Raw genomic sequence first — 18,412 nt, 5'->3', positions numbered from 1 at the left:
GCGTAAACTATGCGGGCGTTGGGTTTCATGCTTCAACCCAACCTACGTTCTTTTTCCTTGACTTAATAGGTTTTCTGGCGCGTGGCTAAACGGGATAAAATGTTAGTTAACAACACCAAAAGCACCAGAATTAAAGCACCTGCCCAAGCTAATTGCTGTTGAGGGGCAAAAGGGGCAGTAGCAAAGTTGAAAACTAAGACCGAAAGGGTGGCAATCGGTTCAAAGACACCCCGAGGCCAAAAGTTAGAAAATAATGCCGTAAAAATTAAGGAGGCGGTTTCTCCTGCAGCCCTAGCAATTGCTAAGGTTACACCGGTCAAAATAGCGGGAACTGCGGCAGGAAGGACGATTTTTAGGACGGTTTGGTAGTTATAGGCCCCTAAACCCATGGCTGCCCAGCGGATGTCTTGGGGAACGATTTTTAAAGCCTCATCGGTGGTTCTAATAATAGTCGGTAACATTAACACCGCTAAACCGATCGAACCGGCCAGGGCAGAAAAGCCTAAAAGGGCTGTTCCTTCGCCAAATAAGGGGGCAACTAGCAAACCGTAGGCGAAAACCCCGACAATAATCGAAGGGACACCCGCTAAAACGTTGGTAGCAAAGCGCACACCCTGGGCAAGTTTGTTATCACCGCTAAATTCCGAGAGATAAACCGCCGCTAAAACGCCGATGGGAACTGCGATCGCTGTGGACAGGGCAACGACAATAATTGTGCCTAAAATGGCGTTAGCGATGCCTCCTCCTCCTAAACCAGGCGGTGGCGGTAATTTAGTAAAGAGATTGGCGTTTAAACGACCCACCCCTTGCACAAAAACAAAGCCTAGGACGGCAAAGAGGGGAATCACAGTAACAGCTAAACATAAAGCCGAGAGAACGGTCATAATTGTCCCCAATAGCGATCGAGGACTACTCGGTTTCTTTTTGAGATTATTGCCTAAATTCGCACTATCCATATCAGTTATCAGTTATCAGTTATCAGTGAACAGTGAAGAGTAAGTAGGTAGGTGTTAAAAGTTGTCAGTGATTAGTAAACAGTGAAAAGTGAAAAGACAGCAGTAAACTGCCATTTGATGATGAACACTTAATACAAACTGCTCACTTAATACTCAAAACTTAAAACTCAAAACTGATAACTGATAACTGACGACCGACGGCTTAATACTTAGCTTTAACGCGATTAACGATTAATTCTGCGAAGATATTGACTACTAGGGTCAAAACCAAGAGAACAAAACCCGCATACATGAGTGCCGATACTTGCATTCCCGATGCTTCGGCGAATTGGTTAGCCAATAAGGAAGCGATCGTGTTAGCAGGGGCGAGAATAGAGGCACTAATGCGGTTAGAATTGCCGATAATCATCGTTACTGCCATGGTTTCCCCTAAAGCGCGCCCTAAAGCTAACATAATCCCCCCGACAATCCCGGAAAAAGCGGCAGGAATTAAGACTCGAAAAATTGTTTCCCAACGGGTGGCCCCCAAACCTAGGGAAGCTTGCCGCAAATCCGGCGGTAAAGCGGCCAAAGAGTCACGAGAGATAGCGATAATAATCGGCAGGATCATAATTGCTAAAATAACCCCCGCCGGTAACATTCCAGGACCCCCTAAAGGAGTACTAAACAGAGGAATCCAACTAAAATTAGCATTTAACCAGTTACCAAGGGGTCTGAGGATAGGAATCAATACAAAGATACCCCATAATCCGTAAACAACACTGGGAATAGCGGCCAAAAGTTGTACGAGAAAAACCAAAATTGTCCGCGCATTTAAGGGAATAAAATCTTCGCTTAAAAAAATGGCTGAACCGATACCGAGGGGAACAGCAATCAGGAGGGCAATCAGAGAACTAACGAGAGTTCCGTAGATAACCGGCAGAACTCCGAATTCTTCCCGACCGCGCACGGGATTCCAAGCGCTACTGGTCAAAAATCCCAGACCAAAGGTTTGAATCGCTGGTAGGGCCCGAATAAAAATAACTAGGGCAATTAGGAGCAAAATTACCCCAATAGCGATGGCAAAGGCAGTGGTTAATCCGACAAAGCTTTTATCGAGGATTTTTTCCGATTCTGGACGTTCTTTGAAAGTTGAGTCGGGCGAAACTGTGGGCGCACTCATGATTAGGGTTAAAATCCAGCTAGTTTGCGGTAGCTAAGGTCGAAATTGGCCTTTCTACACTATTGTAACTTTGAATACATTTTTTCGGCGACTAATCCACCTTGATCGTGTAATCAGGATAGATGACATCGGCAGCGGCGGCTACTCGTTCCCGGACGTTTTTCGGTAGGGGAATATAACCAAGGGGAGCTGCTTGTTCTTGTCCTTGGTTAAGTCCAAATTCGATCATCGCCTCCATTGCTAAAGCTTTTTGGGGATCGTCGTATTTTTTGTAAACCAACATCCAGGTATAGGTGACAATGGGATAGGAATTTTCCCCCGGCGGATCGACAATAAAAGCGCGTAAATTTTCAGGCAGTTCGACGTTAGCGAGGGTAGCGGCGGCGTTGGTTTCATCGGGGGCGACAAATTTACCCGCCTGATTTTGCAGGGTGGCCATGGGCAGGTTATTATTTTTAGCGAAACCGTACTCAATATAACCGATCGAGCCTGGATTTTGTTGAATTAGGGCAGTTACTCCCTCATTGCCCCTACCACCGAGAAATTTACCTTTTTTGGTCGGCCATTGTACGGCTTTTCCTTCACCGATGCTTTTTTTCCATTCGGGACTAACGGCGCTTAAAAACTTAGTAAAAACTCCCGTCGTCCCGCTACCGTCTGCCCGGTGAACTACGGTAATTTCTTCATCGGGTAGTTTTAAATCGGGGTTATCGGCGGCGATTTTGGCATCGTTCCAACGGGTAATCGTGCCTAAAAAGATGCCTACATAGGCTTCCCTACTTAGTTTCAGCCCTTCTACTCCGGGCAAATTATAAGCCATAACGATGCTTCCCGCCGTCATCGGTAGCAGTAAAACCCCGCGGCTAACCCTGGCCATATCCTCGTCACTCATGGCCACATCGGAAGCGCCAAAATCGATCGTACCTTGAATAAATTGTTCGACTCCCGCCCCGCTACCGGTAGATTGATAGTTAATTAGCAGTTTAGAAAATAGTTGATTGATGGTGACAAACCAGTTTTGATATAGGGGTGCGGGAAAAGAAGCACCCGCACCATTGAGGGCGACCTCTCCCTTTAGGGGAACTTGGGCGATTCTATTGTCCCCTTCTGTGCTAGTTCCCGCCGTATCGCCGCCCCCACAAGCGGTTAAAGTCGCTGTTAAAGTGGCTATGGATAAGGCTGTTAGTAAATGGGTTCTGTTTTTGTTGAGCATAGGATTAATTTTGATCCGTAAACTGCCTTAAATCTTACGCTAAAATTTACCACGGCTTGGTAAAGAATAGGTTAAGAAGTGAATAAAAGAACGTAATGTATTGTCAAGAAAAGTTTTCTCGGTAACTAGACAAAAATCTCAACTTCTTTTACCATTTATTTTGACTAAACATTAGTTTTAAGTAGGGAGGCACAATTATTTGTAGGATGGGTTAGCGGTAGCGTAACCCATGCGGGCGTTGGGTTTCATGCTTCAACCCAACCTACGTTCTTCTTTTACTATTTATTTTGACTAAACATTAGTTTTAAGTTGCGGGTCAAGCCGCTAAATTTTCCTGTCTAGATAGGGGTTTTCTCTTTCCCTACCATTATAGTGACGTAAAAACAACAAAGAAAAGATTAAGGTTTTTATCCATCATCCCTCAGCCTTGAATCAGTTATCAGTTATCAGTTATCAGTTATCAGTTATCAGTTATCAGATGTGAGTTTTCAGTTCACCGATTACCGATTACTGCTCACTGTTCACAGCAAAAAACTCCCCAATCCCTCACTGATAACTGATTACTGCACACTGATAAGTAGGGAGGCACAATTATTTGTAGGATGGGTTAGCGGTAGCGTAACATAATCGGGCGTTGGGTTTCATGCTTCAACCCAACCTACGTTCTGTTTACTGTTTACTGTTCACTGATAACTGAAAAAACTTCCCACTTCCCCACTGATAACTGAAAAGTCTCCCCAATACCCGTTTTTACTTTCTCCTTTTGACACCTATGCTAGAAATCTTTACTCAGCTATCTCGTCCGACCAAAGTAGTCGCAACCATACTAGGAACTGCTCTACTTTTACCCGCTTGTGCCAATATTAATCCTCAAGACCTCAAACCAATTAAAATCGATGGTTCGAGTACCGTAGCACCAATTACCGACAAAGTTATCGAAGATTTTAAAGCCAATCCTCCCCACAAAGCTTTGGCTGATGTTAAAGTTGACGCTAATATTTCAGGAACCGGCGGTGGTTTTAGAAAATTTTGTGCGGGAGAAACGGATATTAATAATGCTTCTCGGCCAATTTCTGTGGAAGAATTAAAAGAATGTGATGCTAATAAGGTAAGATTTATCGAACTACCGATCGCTTTTGATGCTTTAACCGTGGTAGTCAATCCCCAAAATAACTGGGTTGATGATATTTCCACCACAGAATTAAGAACTATTTGGGAACCAGCGGCCGAGAATAAAATCAAACGTTGGAATCAAATTAATCCCGCTTGGCCCGACCAACCGATTACCCTTCACGGACCGGGTAAAGACTCCGGAACCTACGATTTTTTTAGTGAGGTAATTAACGGCAAAGATGCCAGTCGTGGGGATTTTAACTTTAGTGAAGATGACCAAGCTTTAGTTAATGCCGTCAGTCAAGATCCCAACGCATTAGGCTATTTTGGCCATGCTTACTATGAACAAAATCGGGATAAATTAAAAGCTTTGAAAGTTAACGGTATTGAACCAACTCGCAGCAATGTCGAGGATAGTAAATATCAGCCTTTATCTCGTCCTTTGTTTATTTATGTTAATGCCCAAAAAGCCCAAGAGAATCCCGCTTTAGAGAAATTTGTCGAACATTATCTCGATCGAGTTCCCAATTTATTAGATATTATTGGTTATATTCCCCTACCGGATGAGGCCTATCATTTGGCAAGGGTACAGTTGCAAAAATTTGAGGTAGGAACGGTTTTTGATGGCCGACCTCAACCCAATTTAACCATCGGGGAATTACTTCGTAAACAAGCTCAATTTGAAGCGAAGTAACGATTCCCCTCTGATACTAAATCCGTTGACTATAGGCTACATATCAGGACAGGCACTCCTGCAAGGGGAGTGACTCTTAAATTATTACAGATGCGTCAGCGGCTGCGTGTAAGCATCCCACCGAAAAACTAATGCGCTCCGGGGTTTGGGGGCGGCGCCACGCCCCCAACGGGGGGTTTGGGTAGGGTTGATTCATGAATCAACCCTACATCGAGAAACTTGTTAATTAACCCTTCGGTGTCGCCCCAAATTGCTCGATGAGGATAGAAGTTAACACCGATTTTAAGTCTTCACAGGGAATCCCTTTTTGTACACAGCTGCCTAGGTGAGCATCTTTACCCACTTTACCTCCCATGTAGAGGTCAACTCCTTCCACGGTTTTGCCGTCTTTGCGCGCTTTTGTCCCCATCAAACCGATATCGGCCACTTGAGGTTGTCCGCAGGAGTTAGGGCAACCAGTCCAGTGCATACGCACACCCCGGGGGATATTTAATTGGGCATCTAACTGACTAATCAAGTCCACAGCCTTATTTTTGGTTTCAATCAGGGCAAAATTGCAGAATTGCGCCCCCGTGCAGGAAACGAGCGCTCGTTGTAAAGGAGTAGGATTGGGGGTAAACTTAGCCAGTAAAGGCTCGGTTAAAAGAGTCGCCATATTTTCAGCCGCTATATTGGGAATAATCACGTTTTGTTCCACGGTTAAACGCAATTCTCCGCTACCATACACTTCGGCAATCCGGGCCAAATCGAACATATCATCGGCAAATAGACGACCAACGGGAACACAAAGACCGATATAGCTTAATCCCTCCTGTTTTTGGGGAAAAACTCCTAAATGATCCCGTTTTTCCCAGTCGATTGCGTCTTTTTCGGCAGCCGTTGCCAAGGCATAACCTAAGTGATTAGCCACCCGCGTGCGGAATTCCTCGATTCCCCACTCATCAATTAACCACATTAAACGGGATTTTTGACGATTGGCGCGCAATCCATTGTCGCGGTAAACTTCCAAAATTCCTCGGCATAAATCCACCACTTCCTGATTCGGTCTCACCCAAACATTCATAGGAATTGCCGCTTCACAGCGTTTAGCCGAGAAAAAGCCACCCACCACGACATTAAAGCCTAATTCTCCCTCTTTATAGCCAGGAACAAAGGCAATATCGTTAATTTCCGCATGAACCGAGTTATCCCGTCCCCCCTCGATGGCAATATTAAATTTGCGGGGCAGATTGCTAAATTGATAATTACCTTGACCGCAGTTGGTAATCATATCTTGGACTTTTTGGACTAATTCCCTGGTGTCAATTAATTCATCTGCGTCTAGTCCTGCCATGGGTGAACCGGTAATATTTCTGACATTATCCATGCCCGATTGTACCGAAGTCATACTCACGGATTTTAGTCGTTGGAAAATATCAGGAATATCTTCGATGCGAATACCGCGTAATTGTAGGTTTTGACGAGTAGTAATATCGGCATTACCATCATCACCGTAACGCTGCACAATTTCCCCTAAAACGCGCATTTGCTCACCGCTAATAATGCCGTTAGGAACCCGCAAACGCATCATAAATTTACCCGGGGTGACGGGACGATAAAAAACCCCCACCCATTTTAAGCGATGTTCTAAATCGGTTTTATCCATCGCTTCCCAACCGATTTTGGCAAAATGATCCAGTTCATCTTTAATGGCTAATCCGTCTTTTTCGGCTTTAAATTTCTCAAATTTATTGAGAGTTGTTCCATCTTTTTCAGGTGCTTGTACCACGAATCTATCTCCTTCTGGTTTGTGGGTGTAATTGTTCTAGTTGGTGCGGGTTAGAAATGAAGAAATCGGGATTTAACAATAAGTATTCTTTAAAATACCGTCGTCATTAGCAAAAATTTAGTAATTTACCTAGTCTCTATTTGTTATTTAATTCTTTTTAACTTGGATAATTTTGTATTGTTTGTAACAGAAATCCGTTAACCATCGTGTTTAAGGATTTATATCATGCAGTAAGTGCATTGAGGGGGGGTGTGGGGTGTGGGGTGTGACCCCCCCAACCCCCCCGACATCGGGGGGGCAGGGGAGGTGGGGAGAATAAATAAAATACTCTCCTGCCGACCGCCTCGGAGTCTCGGAGTCTCTTGCCCTTACCTAGCGGTTCAGGGGGTATTGTGTAAAGATAAGAGAAGATCGGTTTTTTTTTACTAAACCTATGGCCACTTCTTCCATTGCCGTTAGAGAATTACCTCTCTTTCCCCTACCCGAAGTTGTTTTATTCCCGGGTCGTCCTCTGCCCCTGCACATCTTCGAGTTTCGCTATCGGATTATGATGAATACGATATTGGAAGAAGATCGCCGTTTTGGGGTCTTAATGGTAGATCCAGCCACGGGAGAAATCGCTAAAGTCGGCAGTTGTGCGGAAGTTGTCCGTTGTCAACGTCTCCCGGATGATCGCTTAAAAATTCTCACCATCGGTCAACAGCGTTTCCGTGTCCTAGAATACGTCCGGGAAAAACCCTATCGTGTCGGTTTGGTGGAGTGGATTGAAGATGTCCCCACCATCCAAGATCTGCGACCTCTGGCCAAAGAAGTGGATCGACTGCTGCGGGATGTGGTCCATCTATCAGCCAAATTAACCGCTCAAAAAATTGAACTCCCCGACGATTTGCCTAGTCTTCCCCTGGAATTATCCTACTGGGTGGCGGGTAATCTCTACGGTGTGGCCGGGGAACAACAAGCTTTATTAGAAATGCTCGATACAGTCAGTCGTCTCCAACGAGAATCGGAAATTCTCACCTCAACCCGCAATCATCTGGCCGCTCGCACGGCTCTTAAAGATGCTTTAAATTAATAATCTGTAGGTTTTTCAGCTGCGGGAGAGGGAAATGGGGGACATGAGCAGAAAACGGGTTTCTCCGAGAAACCCGTTTTCTGTGCGTTACTCAACGGATTTAGTATTATTTCAGTGAACAGTGAACAGTAATCAGTGAACTGATGACTGACCCACTGATAACTGATAACTGACCCACTGATAACTGTTAACCTGGGGATTACCTAATGTTTACCTTGATACAGTAGAGTGGGGTTAAAATTGTTAGCGCCTCACCTAGGAGAACTTTGATCATGTTGCTGACCTATAATCCCAACTCCTCACCCTTCCGAGAAGACTATAGCGAGAGTCGTCGGCTCCATTTTTATGATCGCGGGGAAAATATTCCTCTGGTGGTTGATGGAGTCTGGCAAGTTTATCGGGGTATGGCGCAACTAAGTCAAGTATCTGAGAGTGGGGAGGAAATTTTACTAGGCTGGGTTCATTCATCCCACTTTTTTGGCTTAAATTTGACCCATCTGGAATCCTATCACGCCAGAGCCTTGTCGGAACTGTACCTAAAGTGGTACACGATCGCCGAAGTGGAAAATTCGGCGGAATTAACCAGGATGATGTTAAATCAAATGATCCGTCGTCAACAACAAACGGAATCCCTACTGGCGATCGCAGGAATCAAACGAGTCGAGGAACGCCTCCAGCAGTTACTACAGCTATTAAAGCGGGAAATGGGAGAACCAAGCACCCAAGGCAGTCGTTTAAAGATCCGTTTAACCCATCAAAATCTCGCCAATGCTATCGGTACTACAAGGGTAACGGTGACGCGTTTATTAGGCGAATTTCAGCGTCAGGGAGCGGTGAGCAGCGATAGCGATCGCCACTTAATCATTCACGATTAACTCAGTCCTGTTGAAAAAATTTTCACCCCCACAGATGAAAGAGGTTTCTTTCCCTACACCCCACACCCTACACCCCACACCCTCTTTCAAGTCAGACAATTTTAGTCAGATCCTGCCATAATAGAATCCCTGCGCAAGTCCACTAATTGCCAAGCTAATTTAGCAGCCCCCACCATGCCGGCGCCATTACCTAACTCGGCCGTTAATACCTCTAATCCTTCTCTGGAACTAGGTAAAACCCGTCTTTCGATTTCTGTGAGGAGAGAGGGAAAGAAAAACTTAGCACTGGCACTAATGCCGCCGCCGATAATTACCGCCTCTGGGGTGAGAACATAGAGTAAACTGGCGATACCAGCCCCCAGTAAACAACCGTAACCCTGCCAGAATTCTAAAGCCTCTCGATCGCCTTTTTCGGCCAATTCCGCCAATTGCTTCGGTTCTTTGCCGGTCATCCGGCGAATAGCTTGCAGGGAGGCGTATTGTTCTAAGGAACCCTGATTACCGCTATTGCACAAGGGACCGTCAAAATTGAGGGTTATTAAGCCTAATTCGGCGGCCGTTCCCTTGCTGCCGACAAATAAGTTACCATCGAGGATAATTGCCCCTCCTACTCCCGTCCCCAAGGTCAACAGGATCAAGTTTTGAAACCGTTTGCCCGCTCCTAACCAAGCTTCCCCCAAACCGGCACAATTGGCATCATTGGCTAAAATTGTCGGCATTCCCGTACTTTCTTCTAACCAATTGGCGAGGGGAATATCCCGCCATCCTGCCAAATTAATCGCTATTTTGGCAATTCTTCCCTGAGCATCCGCCGGCCCAGGCGTTCCCACACCGATGGCTTGACAACTTTTATCTAAATTTACTTGACAAATGCCTTGATGTATGGTATGGGCGACTTCTTTGGGTGTAGCAGGTTGGGGAGTGGGTAAGGTGAGAGATTCGAGACAATTGCCCTCCTGGTCAAATTTACCAATTTTAATGGCGGTTCCACCTAAATCGACACCTATGACTGTTTTCACCATCGGGCTTTCCTTGTTACTCTGGGAATAGCTAGGTTTATTATCACTCTTTTTGGCGGTTTTTTGGCTCTCTTGGATTTGGTGGGTAAAATGTATTCTAAGATACATTCCTCCTAGCGAGGGAGTGGAACGAACCACAAAGACACAAAGGACACAAAGAGCGATCATAATGTAAGTTAAACTTATCACACAGAACCTAGAAGAGCCAAATTTCTTCTATACTTTGGACACCAGCAGCTTAACTCCTGATTTTTCCCCATTTTTAAAATGATGAATATTACCATTTTAAATCTCTACGATAGCGATTATCAACTTTGGTTAGAAAACACTATCAACCAATTGCGTCGAGGGGATTTTCAAGCGGTAGATTGGCAGAATTTATTAGAGGAGTTAGCAGATTTGGGAAAAAGTGAACGACGAGCATTAGAAAGTTTATTAACTCGACTCCTAGAACATTTACTGAAGTTAACTTACTGGCAATCCCAACGGGATTATAATCAAGCTGGATGGAAAAAAGAAATTCGCAATTTTCGGATTCAGATCAAAAAAATTCTCAAAGATAGTCCCAGTTTAAAGTCCTATTTAAGGGAAATTTTGCAGGAATGTTATCTCGATGCTCGCAATCTGCTTATTGACGAAACCGAATTAGATGCCAGTATTTTCCCTCTGGAAGTGTTAGCTAATCTCGAGGAGATTCTCGATCAAAATTGGCTGCCGGATTGGGAAGCTATCAGCAAGGATTCTGAACAGTGCAATTAAGGAGTAAAAAATGATGAATATTACCAGGCCAAATCTCTACGATAGCGATTATCAACTTTGGTTAGAAAACACTATCAACCAATTGCGTCGGGGGGATTTTCAATCGGTAGATTGGCAGAATTTATTAGAGGAGTTGGCAGATTTGGGAAAAAGTGAACGACGAGCATTAGAAAGTTTATTAACTCGACTCCTAGAACATTTACTGAAGTTAACCTACTGGCAATCCCAACGAGATTATAATCAAGCAGCATGGAAAGGGGAAATTAGAACCTTTCGGAAACAAATCAAGAAATTACTGAGAGATAGTCCCAGTCTCAAACCCTATTTATCCGAGATACTTGAGGAATGTTACAGCGATGCTCGGGAGATAATTATTGATATAACCCAATTAGATGCCAGTATTTTCCCTGTGGAAGTGTTAGCTAATATCGAGGAGATTCTCGATCAAAATTGGCTGCCGGATTGGGAAGCTATCAGCAAGGATTCTGAACAGTGAAATTAAGGAGTAAAAAATCATGAATATTACCATTTCAAATCTCTACGATAGCGATTATCAACTTTGGTTAGAAAACACTATCAACCAATTGCGTCGGGGGGATTTTCAAGCGGTAGATTGGCAGAATTTATTAGAGGAGTTGGCAGATTTGGGGAAAAATAATCGACGAGCGCTTAAGAGTCTCTTAACTCGACTTTTAGAACATTTACTGAAGTTAACCTACTGGCAATCCCAACGAGATTACAACCAAGCGGGATGGAAAAAAGAAATCAGGAATTTTCGCCTACAAATTGCTGATCTTTTAGAAGATAGTCCCAGCTTAAAGTCCTATTTAAGGGAAATTTTAGCAAAATGTTATCTCGATGCTCGCAATCTGATGATTGACGAAACCAGATTAGACCCCAGTATTTTCCCCGTGGAATTGTTAGCTAGTCTAGAGGAGATTCTCGATCAAAATTGGCTGCCGGATTGGGAAGCTATAAACAGGGATAAATCTTCCCAAGCGAACTAAAGATTAGCTTCACCTACCCGGTTTACAAACATTATAATCTTCGTGAGAGATAACCGCTTCTGGGACGAGGAGATTGCCGTGGTCGCGACAGATGAGGCGATAATTGCGGGTAACGGGGATACTGATAATAAAGCGATCGTGTCGCAATCGTTTACCGTGGAAATCTCGATAATTGCGGTGATTTTGTAATCCTTGCAGGATTTCCCTAGCTTTAAGTACCACATTTTTCGGTAATTCCCGCAGATCGATCGGATCTTGGGAAAAAGTGGCTTCCCAGGCATTTTTTTGACGTTTTCTTTCTTCCCAAGCGGCATCTAGTTGAGCGCAATGATGGCAGACTTGGCCATAACCCTTGTGACCACAGGGAAACTTCTTCTTTCTTCTGGACATAATACCATCTGTCTGTAAGGCTGTGAGAGACTATTCAAGAGCGGTAAAGCTTGCTTCACTTTTGGCAGATGGAGAAGAAAGTCTTTACCTAGTGATTATCTATACTTACCAGCATACAGGGATCGATACCTCGTTTGGCCATTGACCGGCAAGAAAGTTGATCTTGGTTAGTTATATTTTTCAGTCCGCCTTGGTGATTGGGAAATTGGCAACTATATTTGATCACCAGCAGCATCGAAGCTGCTTAGAATAATTCCCATTCTTGGGTTCTTAAGCGTTTGAGAATGGCCAAACGGCTACTAAAATAATTAGCACAGAGACGACTATAATCGGTTAAACGCAGGTTATTTAAGCTAATTGACCAAGACCAAATATAGGCCGCTTGGGTGAGATACTGAAGACAAGATAATTCACCATCAGTTAAAGGCACTGTTTGATCGTAACCTTGGATAAAACCATGGCGAACCTGGCGATTTAAACCGGATTGTAGGGAAACTTGCAGAAATTTAGCGATATCAAAAACTCGCCAACCATAACCGCACTGATCGAAATCAAATAGGGTCATCTGATTATCAGGGGTGATATGCACATTACCACTATGAGGATCGCCCCAACAAATGCTCCAATAGGGAGATTCTGTCGGTAATTTAGCGGTTTCTTCCTCTATTTCCCCAATGGTTTCTAAAACACAGTCTAGGTCGCTCGGTCGTTGGTGCAGAAAAGGTGCGATAATTTGCAGGGAATCCTCGAGAAGATATTTGAGGTTGAGGGGATGACGATAGGCTAGGGGTTGAAAATCTGCCGTCACCCGATGTAAATTAGCCACGATCGCCCCTAAATGATAGGCTTGTTCTATATCTATATCTCCAATGGCAATTCCCCCCGGAGCATAGGGAAAAAGGACGGCGTAACGTTTCCCTTCCGGAGCATTAATTTCTAGGGATAAATCACCGTTTTTGCTGCGAATTGGTGCGGCGACGGGAACCTGAGAGCGATCGAGATAATCTAATAATTCTAACTCGAAGTCGATTTCCATTTTGCTGCGCCAATGGCAGTGAGACACTCGCAAAATGTAAGCAGTTGTCATGGTTTCGAGGAGATACACATCACTTAAACCCCGATGCCAAAATTGACAATTTTTCGGTACATCAATCTCGTAACGAGAAAAAACTAAATCTGCTAGAGCAGCAGGAGCCAGAGTGGAGTAGAGTGTGGGAAAAGTCCATTCTCCAGGCCGAAAATTGGCAGCGGCAGAACTAGAAGGCAGTAAATTGAGCGAAGCCAGAAAAGTCGTCACGGTTCCCTCCCGATGCAAGTGTGGACAACGCTCGCATCATCCTATTTTATAGGCCACATATATTACAAATTGGTTCGATCGCTCCGTATATTTCGCTACATTCCTCTGACTTGAAAGAGGGTGTGGGGAAAGAAACCTCTTTCATCTGTGGGGGTGAAAATTTTTTCATCGGGACTGACTCCTTACCCCACAGTTAACTTTACTTTTTTCCAACTACTTATCAGTACCCCAAAAATTAATATAGGAGCTGCTGAAAAAGTTTGTTGGTGGAGGCAGGGTGTGGGGTGTGGGGTGTGGGGTGTGGGGTTTTACCGATTTTGAGATAGTCAGTTATCTAATTTTCAGGGAAAAAGTCCAGGAATTTTACCCCCGATCACTCCAATGGTCAGCACTTTTTGAGGGGGAAAAAGTCTAAAAGCCTTATCCAAAAAGGTTTTTAGATTTATTCAGCCAACCCTAGTTACTAACCGCCGATTCTAACATAGTAATTGTTCCCCGATTAGCATCAAATTCTACCTCAATACCGATGGGAATAGTTTCAATAATCTCCAAATGTCCGATCATTAAACCTAAACAAGCGGGAATTTTTAAGGGTTGAATATATTCTCGGATCAGTTCTTCTAAAGTCAGGGAACCATAGTCACTATCGGCGCTACAGTTGCTACATTGACCGAAGATAAACCCAGCTAAATTATCGAAAATTCCCGCTAACTTTAATTGATTTAACAGGCGGTCAATTTCATAAACATCTTCACCAATATCTTCCAAAAATAGGATGCCACCAGTAAAATCTGGTAGATAAGGAGAACCAACTATTGAGACTAAAGTGGTTAAATTACCACCGATTAATTTACCTTTTGCTTGACCTTTAGTAATAGTTTGAATGCGATTTTTTACCTGCATTAAACGATTAGCATCATCGGGATCGGGAAGATTTCTAAAAGTTAACTTTTCCCCAGAAAATAAAACCTGTCGAAAGCTTTCAGTTTGAGCAGTGCGCCAACTAGAAAAGCCATTGGGAGCATGAAAAGTAACTAAACCAGTTTTGGCATAAATAGCCAACAATAAAGAGGTTATATCACTAAAACCACAGATAATTTTCGGATGACGACGAATTAAATCGTAGTCGAGATAAGGTAATAAACGAGCGCTTCCCCAACCGCCGCGAATTGGTAAAATTAAGGCAATATTATCATCAGCAAAAAATCGATTTATATCCGAGGCTCGCTCCCTATCTTTACCGGCTAGATAACCATAACGATCTAAAGCGTATTCACCAACTTTTGGGACTAATTTTAAAGCTTTAACTGCTTCAATAACTATATTTAAATCATCTTCTTTAAAAGTTGCCCCCGCCGGACTAATAATCCCCACTCCGTCCCCCGGTTGTAGATGTGGCGGTTTAATTAGAGGAAAATTATTGCTAACAACTTTTCTGGGAATTAGGGAAAAACTAACAGCAGTTAGGGCAGTAGTAGTGAGAAATTGACGGCGCTTCATCCTGATAGTTTTTAGAGAAATTGCCAGGGAAATAAGAATTTAAGTAGGTAGGCGTTAAAAATTATCAGATGCCCCCCTTATTAAGGGGGGATTAAGGGGGGATCGAGGGAAAAAAAAGTTTTCACAATTGCCCCAGCTAAGAGGACAATTAATGCCCAAACCTGATATTTTTGGTTTCCTTCTAATGAGTTTAGTCGATTTTCTATTCCCTCAACTTTTCCCGTTAACACCGCTTGTCCTAACTTTAAATCCGTCACATCTTTTTGTAACGAATCGATTTTTCCCTCAATCCGCGTCAAGATAGTTTCTAGGGAATAAGTAACCGTTTCCTGAGATTGATTCATTTGTTCAAGACCTTTTAGTTAATTGTTGCCCTAGAAAAGCCATTATGCTTCCGATTTTGCCATATCGCGAATGATATCGCCGCGGGTGATAATACCGATTACTTTGTGGGTTTCTTCCTCAATCACCGGCAAACGACGCACATGACGATCATACATTAACGAGGCCGCTTCTTTCAAAGGGCGATCAGCTGTGATACTAATAGGTTTATCGGTCATTACTTCCCCCACGGTTTGACCGAGAGCTTTATGGAGTAATTTCTCGTGACGGCTAGGATTTTGTAGATAGATGACGCTATCGAGCAGCATAATGTAAGGAGGAGCTTCTACTCCCGTTTCCTGCCACATAAGGTCAGTTTCGGAGATAACCCCAATCAGTCGTATATTGTCATCCACCACGGGTAAACCACTAAACCGCTTTTCGGCCAAAATCTTCACTGCTTCAGACAGAGAAGTGTTAGCGGTGACGGTGATGGGATTGGGAGTCATGATATCGGCAACTGTTTTCGTCATCTTAGCGACCTGCGATAATAATGCTTTGTCTCTTCATCTTATCATTAGGGTAATCAGTCGCCGCTTAATTATAGACCTCTTGTAAAAATCAAAAATTGTTGTTAGGGTTAGGAGTCAGTAGTCAGTAGTCAGGAGAATTAAGAATGAATAATAATCAATTAAATGGTCTATTTATAGATTTTATGCGATTTAATCCTTATTTTTGAGGTTTTTGAACCCTCAAGAATTAATTATGCAAGAGGTTTTATGACTATTCTTCAATCTTCGGCTGAGAAAATGGTATAACATAAAAAGGAAATGGGATATTAATTTAGTTAGTTGACAAGGAAAAAGAAAAATGATCGCTCAACCTCAATACCCAGAAAGAATGACCCCGGAAGAGTATCTAGAATGGGAAGCTACACAGGAATTGCGCCATGAATACATTGATGGGGAAATTATCGCCATGACTGGGGGTAGTCTGCCCCATAATGATATTACCTTAAATTTTTACACCGCTTTAAGACTTCATCTCCGTCCGCGAGGCTGTCGAGTCAATGTATCTGATGCGAAAGTCCAAGCTAGTAATAGTCGTTATTTTTATCCCGATTTGGTGATTAGTTGCGATTTTAGGGATAGACAATCTCGTAATTTTATTCAACATCCACAAGTGATTATTGAAGTGCTTTCCCCTAGCACAGGAAACTATGATCGCACTAAAAAGTTACAATATTATCGTCAGATTCCTAGTTTACAAGAATACGTTTTAGTCGATCCTGAATCGATCAGTGTTGAGGTTTATCGTCGCGGTGAAGATAAAATTTGGTTTTACTGCGCTTATAGTCAAGGGGAAGAAATTATTCTATCTAGTCTCGATTTTCACTGTGCGATCGAGTTAATCTATGAGGGGATAAGTTTCGATTAAAGAAAGTTTACAAAAATGTCAAACATTCCTAGACTTAAAATAAATACGTCCCGATTGTTTCGATAAATTCTATGTTACCGCCCCTATTAGTCCTTGATCCCTTGTTAGAAAACTGGTTACGAGAAGATCTCGGTAGAGGCGATCGCACCACCCAAGCAATTTTCTTCGGTCATGCTAAAATTGGTCAAGCTAGTTGGATTGCCAAGGAAGCGGGAGTTATTGCTGGTTTACCCGTAGCTGAACGAGTTTTTCAACTGCTTAACCCCACTATTCACTTTACCCCCACCGTTGCCGAGGGGGAATTCTGCCCCAAGTCTAAAGTTATTGCCGAGATAGAAGGTTCCTTCGATGCGTTGTTAATCGGGGAAAGAGTCGCTTTAAATCTTGCCATGCGCTTGAGTGGAATCGCTAGTGCCACTCGTCAGTATGTGGAGAAAATTGCCGATTTATCGACAAGATTGGTGGATACTCGCAAAACTACCCCCGGATTGCGAATTTTAGAAAAATATGCCTCCGGTATCGGTGGCGCTATTAACCATCGTTTGGGGTTAGATGATGCAATTATGATTAAAGATAATCATATTCAAGCAGCGGGCAGCATTGAGGAAGCAGTGCGTCGTGTACGGCAAAATATGCCCTATCCTCTCACAATTGAGGTGGAAACCAGTCAATTAGAAGAGGTGAATCAAGCTCTGCAGCAGCAGGTAGAGATCATTATGTTAGATAATATGGATTTAGAGATGATGCAAACTGCTGTGGAGATGATCCGCAATTTTAATAGTAAAACCAAAATAGAAGCATCGGGAAATATTACCCTTGATCGCATTCGCAACGTGGCCGAAACAGGAGTAGATTATATTTCTACTAGCGCCCCAATTACCCGTTCTACTTGGTTAGATATCAGTATGAGAATTGATTAAAAGGCCATATCAGTTATCAGTTATCAGTTATCAGTTATCAGTAGGTAGTGGGGTAGTGGGGTAGTGGGGTAGTGGGGGAATTTCAAGTAAAACCCTAAAACCCTAAAACCCTAACACCTCAACCCCCTAAACCCCTAAATCCCTATCACCCTATCACCCGACTCCTATCTCCTGTCTCCTGACTCCTATCTATTCTAACCTCGATCGCATCGCCAATATTTAGGTGTAATTGCTTTTGGGCGCTCCCACTATTGACGGCAATTTCTAACCCCCCGTGACTACCGATAAAAGCGACTATTTCCCCGGAAGGAACATCACTGTAGGTGTTTTTTGCGGGGATAATTTTTTGTCCTAACTGCACTGACCAATTTTTTCCTTCTAGGAGATAATCGGGAATATTGCTGATTAAATTGCCAAAAATGTCGATATATTGGATTTGACCCCTGATTTTATCTTCCTCGATTGGCGGAACAGCGATCGCTAATTGTTGCAAGCTATCGGGATCAATCATCTCACCTAACATTTCTAGGGGTACTCCCGGGCCAAATAAGCGGCCACAGCAGCAAAAATATCACGACCGTGAAAAGTAGTGCTAGGGTTAGGGGTGCGCCAATAGGAAGAATTATTGAGATTAACGGCAGATATAGCGGGAGATTGGCTTAAAATACCACTAAATAAACCATTATCTGGCCCGACTAAATAACCACCGGCAAAACGAATCCCTACCCCGCGTCTTTTGCTTCCCACCCCCGGATCTATAACTGCCAGTTGACATCCTCACCGCCGTGAACGGGCGGCGATTCCCAAACCTCACGATTCAGGTTTCTGCTTCATAGCAACTGCCTCCACCCACAAGGAGTTTTATGGTCTTACGTCCGCTCCACAGACTATCCCCGCAAGCCCTGCGGT

General features: G+C 43.5%; 18 protein-coding genes and 1 pseudogene. 8 read left to right on the top strand and 11 right to left on the bottom strand.

Annotated features, from left to right (window positions below; genetic code table 11):
- Positions 1 to 62: 62 nt before the first annotated feature.
- The 3 genes from pstA to pstS form a co-directional block, all read right to left on the bottom strand.
- Entirely contained in the window at positions 63 to 956 is an 894-nt protein-coding gene (pstA, locus tag IM515_RS08825) for a phosphate ABC transporter permease PstA (RefSeq protein ID WP_002765430.1), read from the bottom strand.
- 202 nt (positions 957 to 1,158) lie between these two features.
- Positions 1,159 to 2,118: a phosphate ABC transporter permease subunit PstC gene (gene pstC, locus IM515_RS08820; RefSeq protein ID WP_002765431.1), complete on the bottom strand. Its 960-nt coding sequence runs from the start codon at positions 2,116 to 2,118 to the stop codon at positions 1,159 to 1,161.
- Positions 2,119 to 2,209: 91 nt separating this feature from the next.
- Positions 2,210 to 3,331 (bottom strand): phosphate ABC transporter substrate-binding protein PstS, encoded by a 1,122-nt coding sequence (pstS, locus tag IM515_RS08815; RefSeq protein ID WP_287626996.1) that lies wholly within the window; start codon positions 3,329 to 3,331, stop codon positions 2,210 to 2,212.
- Positions 3,332 to 4,103: 772 nt separating this feature from the next.
- Between pstS and IM515_RS08810 the strand changes: the two genes are divergently transcribed.
- Positions 4,104 to 5,138 carry a PstS family phosphate ABC transporter substrate-binding protein gene (locus IM515_RS08810; protein WP_287626995.1) on the top strand — a complete coding sequence of 345 codons (1,035 nt, stop codon included), beginning with the start codon at positions 4,104 to 4,106 and terminating at the stop codon, positions 5,136 to 5,138.
- A 226-nt stretch (positions 5,139 to 5,364) separates the two neighbouring features.
- On the opposite strand, the gene IM515_RS08805 is transcribed toward IM515_RS08810, so the two are convergent.
- Positions 5,365 to 6,906, bottom strand: a complete 1,542-nt coding sequence (locus tag IM515_RS08805) for a ferredoxin--nitrite reductase (protein WP_287626994.1) — start codon at positions 6,904 to 6,906, stop codon at positions 5,365 to 5,367.
- A gap of 433 nt (positions 6,907 to 7,339) precedes the next feature.
- Here IM515_RS08805 and IM515_RS08800 point away from each other — a divergent pair, with 433 nt between their 5' ends.
- Together IM515_RS08800 and IM515_RS08795 are read left to right on the top strand one after the other, a co-directional pair.
- Positions 7,340 to 7,978, top strand: a complete 639-nt coding sequence (locus IM515_RS08800; protein ID WP_002765437.1) for an LON peptidase substrate-binding domain-containing protein — start codon at positions 7,340 to 7,342, stop codon at positions 7,976 to 7,978.
- 272 nt (positions 7,979 to 8,250) lie between these two features.
- A complete protein-coding gene (locus IM515_RS08795) occupies positions 8,251 to 8,853 on the top strand; it encodes a Crp/Fnr family transcriptional regulator (protein ID WP_002789469.1) in 603 nt (200 codons plus the stop codon).
- Positions 8,854 to 8,954: 101 nt separating this feature from the next.
- On the opposite strand, the gene IM515_RS08790 is transcribed toward IM515_RS08795, so the two are convergent.
- Complete coding sequence (locus tag IM515_RS08790) at positions 8,955 to 9,875, bottom strand: ROK family protein (RefSeq protein WP_287627000.1); 921 nt, start codon at positions 9,873 to 9,875, stop codon at positions 8,955 to 8,957.
- A gap of 264 nt (positions 9,876 to 10,139) precedes the next feature.
- On the opposite strand from IM515_RS08790, the gene IM515_RS08785 reads away from it, so the two are divergent.
- From IM515_RS08785 to IM515_RS08775, 3 genes are read left to right on the top strand one after another with little or no spacing between them, the layout of a single operon-like run.
- On the top strand, positions 10,140 to 10,631 hold the full coding sequence (locus IM515_RS08785; RefSeq protein ID WP_052277503.1) for a DUF29 domain-containing protein: 492 nt from the start codon (positions 10,140 to 10,142) through the stop codon (positions 10,629 to 10,631).
- 10 nt (positions 10,632 to 10,641) lie between these two features.
- Positions 10,642 to 11,127 (top strand): DUF29 domain-containing protein, encoded by a 486-nt coding sequence (locus IM515_RS08780; RefSeq protein WP_287626993.1) that lies wholly within the window; start codon positions 10,642 to 10,644, stop codon positions 11,125 to 11,127.
- Between the two features lie 19 nt (positions 11,128 to 11,146).
- Entirely contained in the window at positions 11,147 to 11,638 is a 492-nt protein-coding gene (locus IM515_RS08775) for a DUF29 domain-containing protein (protein WP_287626992.1), read from the top strand.
- Between the two features lie 9 nt (positions 11,639 to 11,647).
- Here IM515_RS08775 and IM515_RS08770 read toward each other — a convergent pair whose 3' ends face one another.
- The 5 genes from IM515_RS08770 to IM515_RS08750 all read right to left on the bottom strand — a co-directional run bounded on the left by IM515_RS08770 (position 11,648) and on the right by IM515_RS08750 (position 15,679).
- Positions 11,648 to 12,028 carry a DUF7682 family zinc-binding protein gene (locus tag IM515_RS08770; protein ID WP_002747647.1) on the bottom strand — a complete coding sequence of 127 codons (381 nt, stop codon included), beginning with the start codon at positions 12,026 to 12,028 and terminating at the stop codon, positions 11,648 to 11,650.
- Between the two features lie 244 nt (positions 12,029 to 12,272).
- The gene (locus IM515_RS08765) at positions 12,273 to 13,325 is read right to left on the bottom strand and encodes a phosphotransferase enzyme family protein (RefSeq protein ID WP_287626991.1); all 1,053 of its coding nucleotides are present in this window, start codon (positions 13,323 to 13,325) and stop codon (positions 12,273 to 12,275) included.
- Between the two features lie 456 nt (positions 13,326 to 13,781).
- Positions 13,782 to 14,825, bottom strand: coding sequence for a S66 peptidase family protein (locus tag IM515_RS08760; protein WP_002765447.1), 1,044 nt, complete (start codon positions 14,823 to 14,825; stop codon positions 13,782 to 13,784).
- Between the two features lie 80 nt (positions 14,826 to 14,905).
- A complete protein-coding gene (locus IM515_RS08755; RefSeq protein ID WP_287626990.1) occupies positions 14,906 to 15,169 on the bottom strand; it encodes a hemolysin XhlA family protein in 264 nt (87 codons plus the stop codon).
- Between the two features lie 42 nt (positions 15,170 to 15,211).
- Entirely contained in the window at positions 15,212 to 15,679 is a 468-nt protein-coding gene (locus IM515_RS08750; RefSeq protein ID WP_002765452.1) for a CBS domain-containing protein, read from the bottom strand.
- Positions 15,680 to 16,016: 337 nt separating this feature from the next.
- Between IM515_RS08750 and IM515_RS08745 the strand changes: the two genes are divergently transcribed.
- Positions 16,017 to 16,583, top strand: a complete 567-nt coding sequence (locus IM515_RS08745; RefSeq protein ID WP_002786458.1) for a Uma2 family endonuclease — start codon at positions 16,017 to 16,019, stop codon at positions 16,581 to 16,583.
- A 71-nt stretch (positions 16,584 to 16,654) separates the two neighbouring features.
- Positions 16,655 to 17,503, top strand: coding sequence for a carboxylating nicotinate-nucleotide diphosphorylase (gene nadC / locus IM515_RS08740; protein WP_002760033.1), 849 nt, complete (start codon positions 16,655 to 16,657; stop codon positions 17,501 to 17,503).
- A gap of 145 nt (positions 17,504 to 17,648) precedes the next feature.
- Here the strand turns inward: nadC and IM515_RS08735 are convergent.
- Positions 17,649 to 18,271, bottom strand: a pseudogene (locus tag IM515_RS08735) (SAM hydrolase/SAM-dependent halogenase family protein); the annotation flags it as partial.
- Positions 18,272 to 18,412 lie beyond the last annotated feature (141 nt).

Origin of the sequence: Microcystis sp. M44BS1, from assembly GCF_020244875.1 — a bacterium.
GTDB classification, from domain to species: domain Bacteria; phylum Cyanobacteriota; class Cyanobacteriia; order Cyanobacteriales; family Microcystaceae; genus Microcystis; species Microcystis panniformis.
The sequence above is the reverse complement of the archived record's forward strand: the minus strand, read 5'-3'. Positions and strand labels throughout refer to the sequence as shown.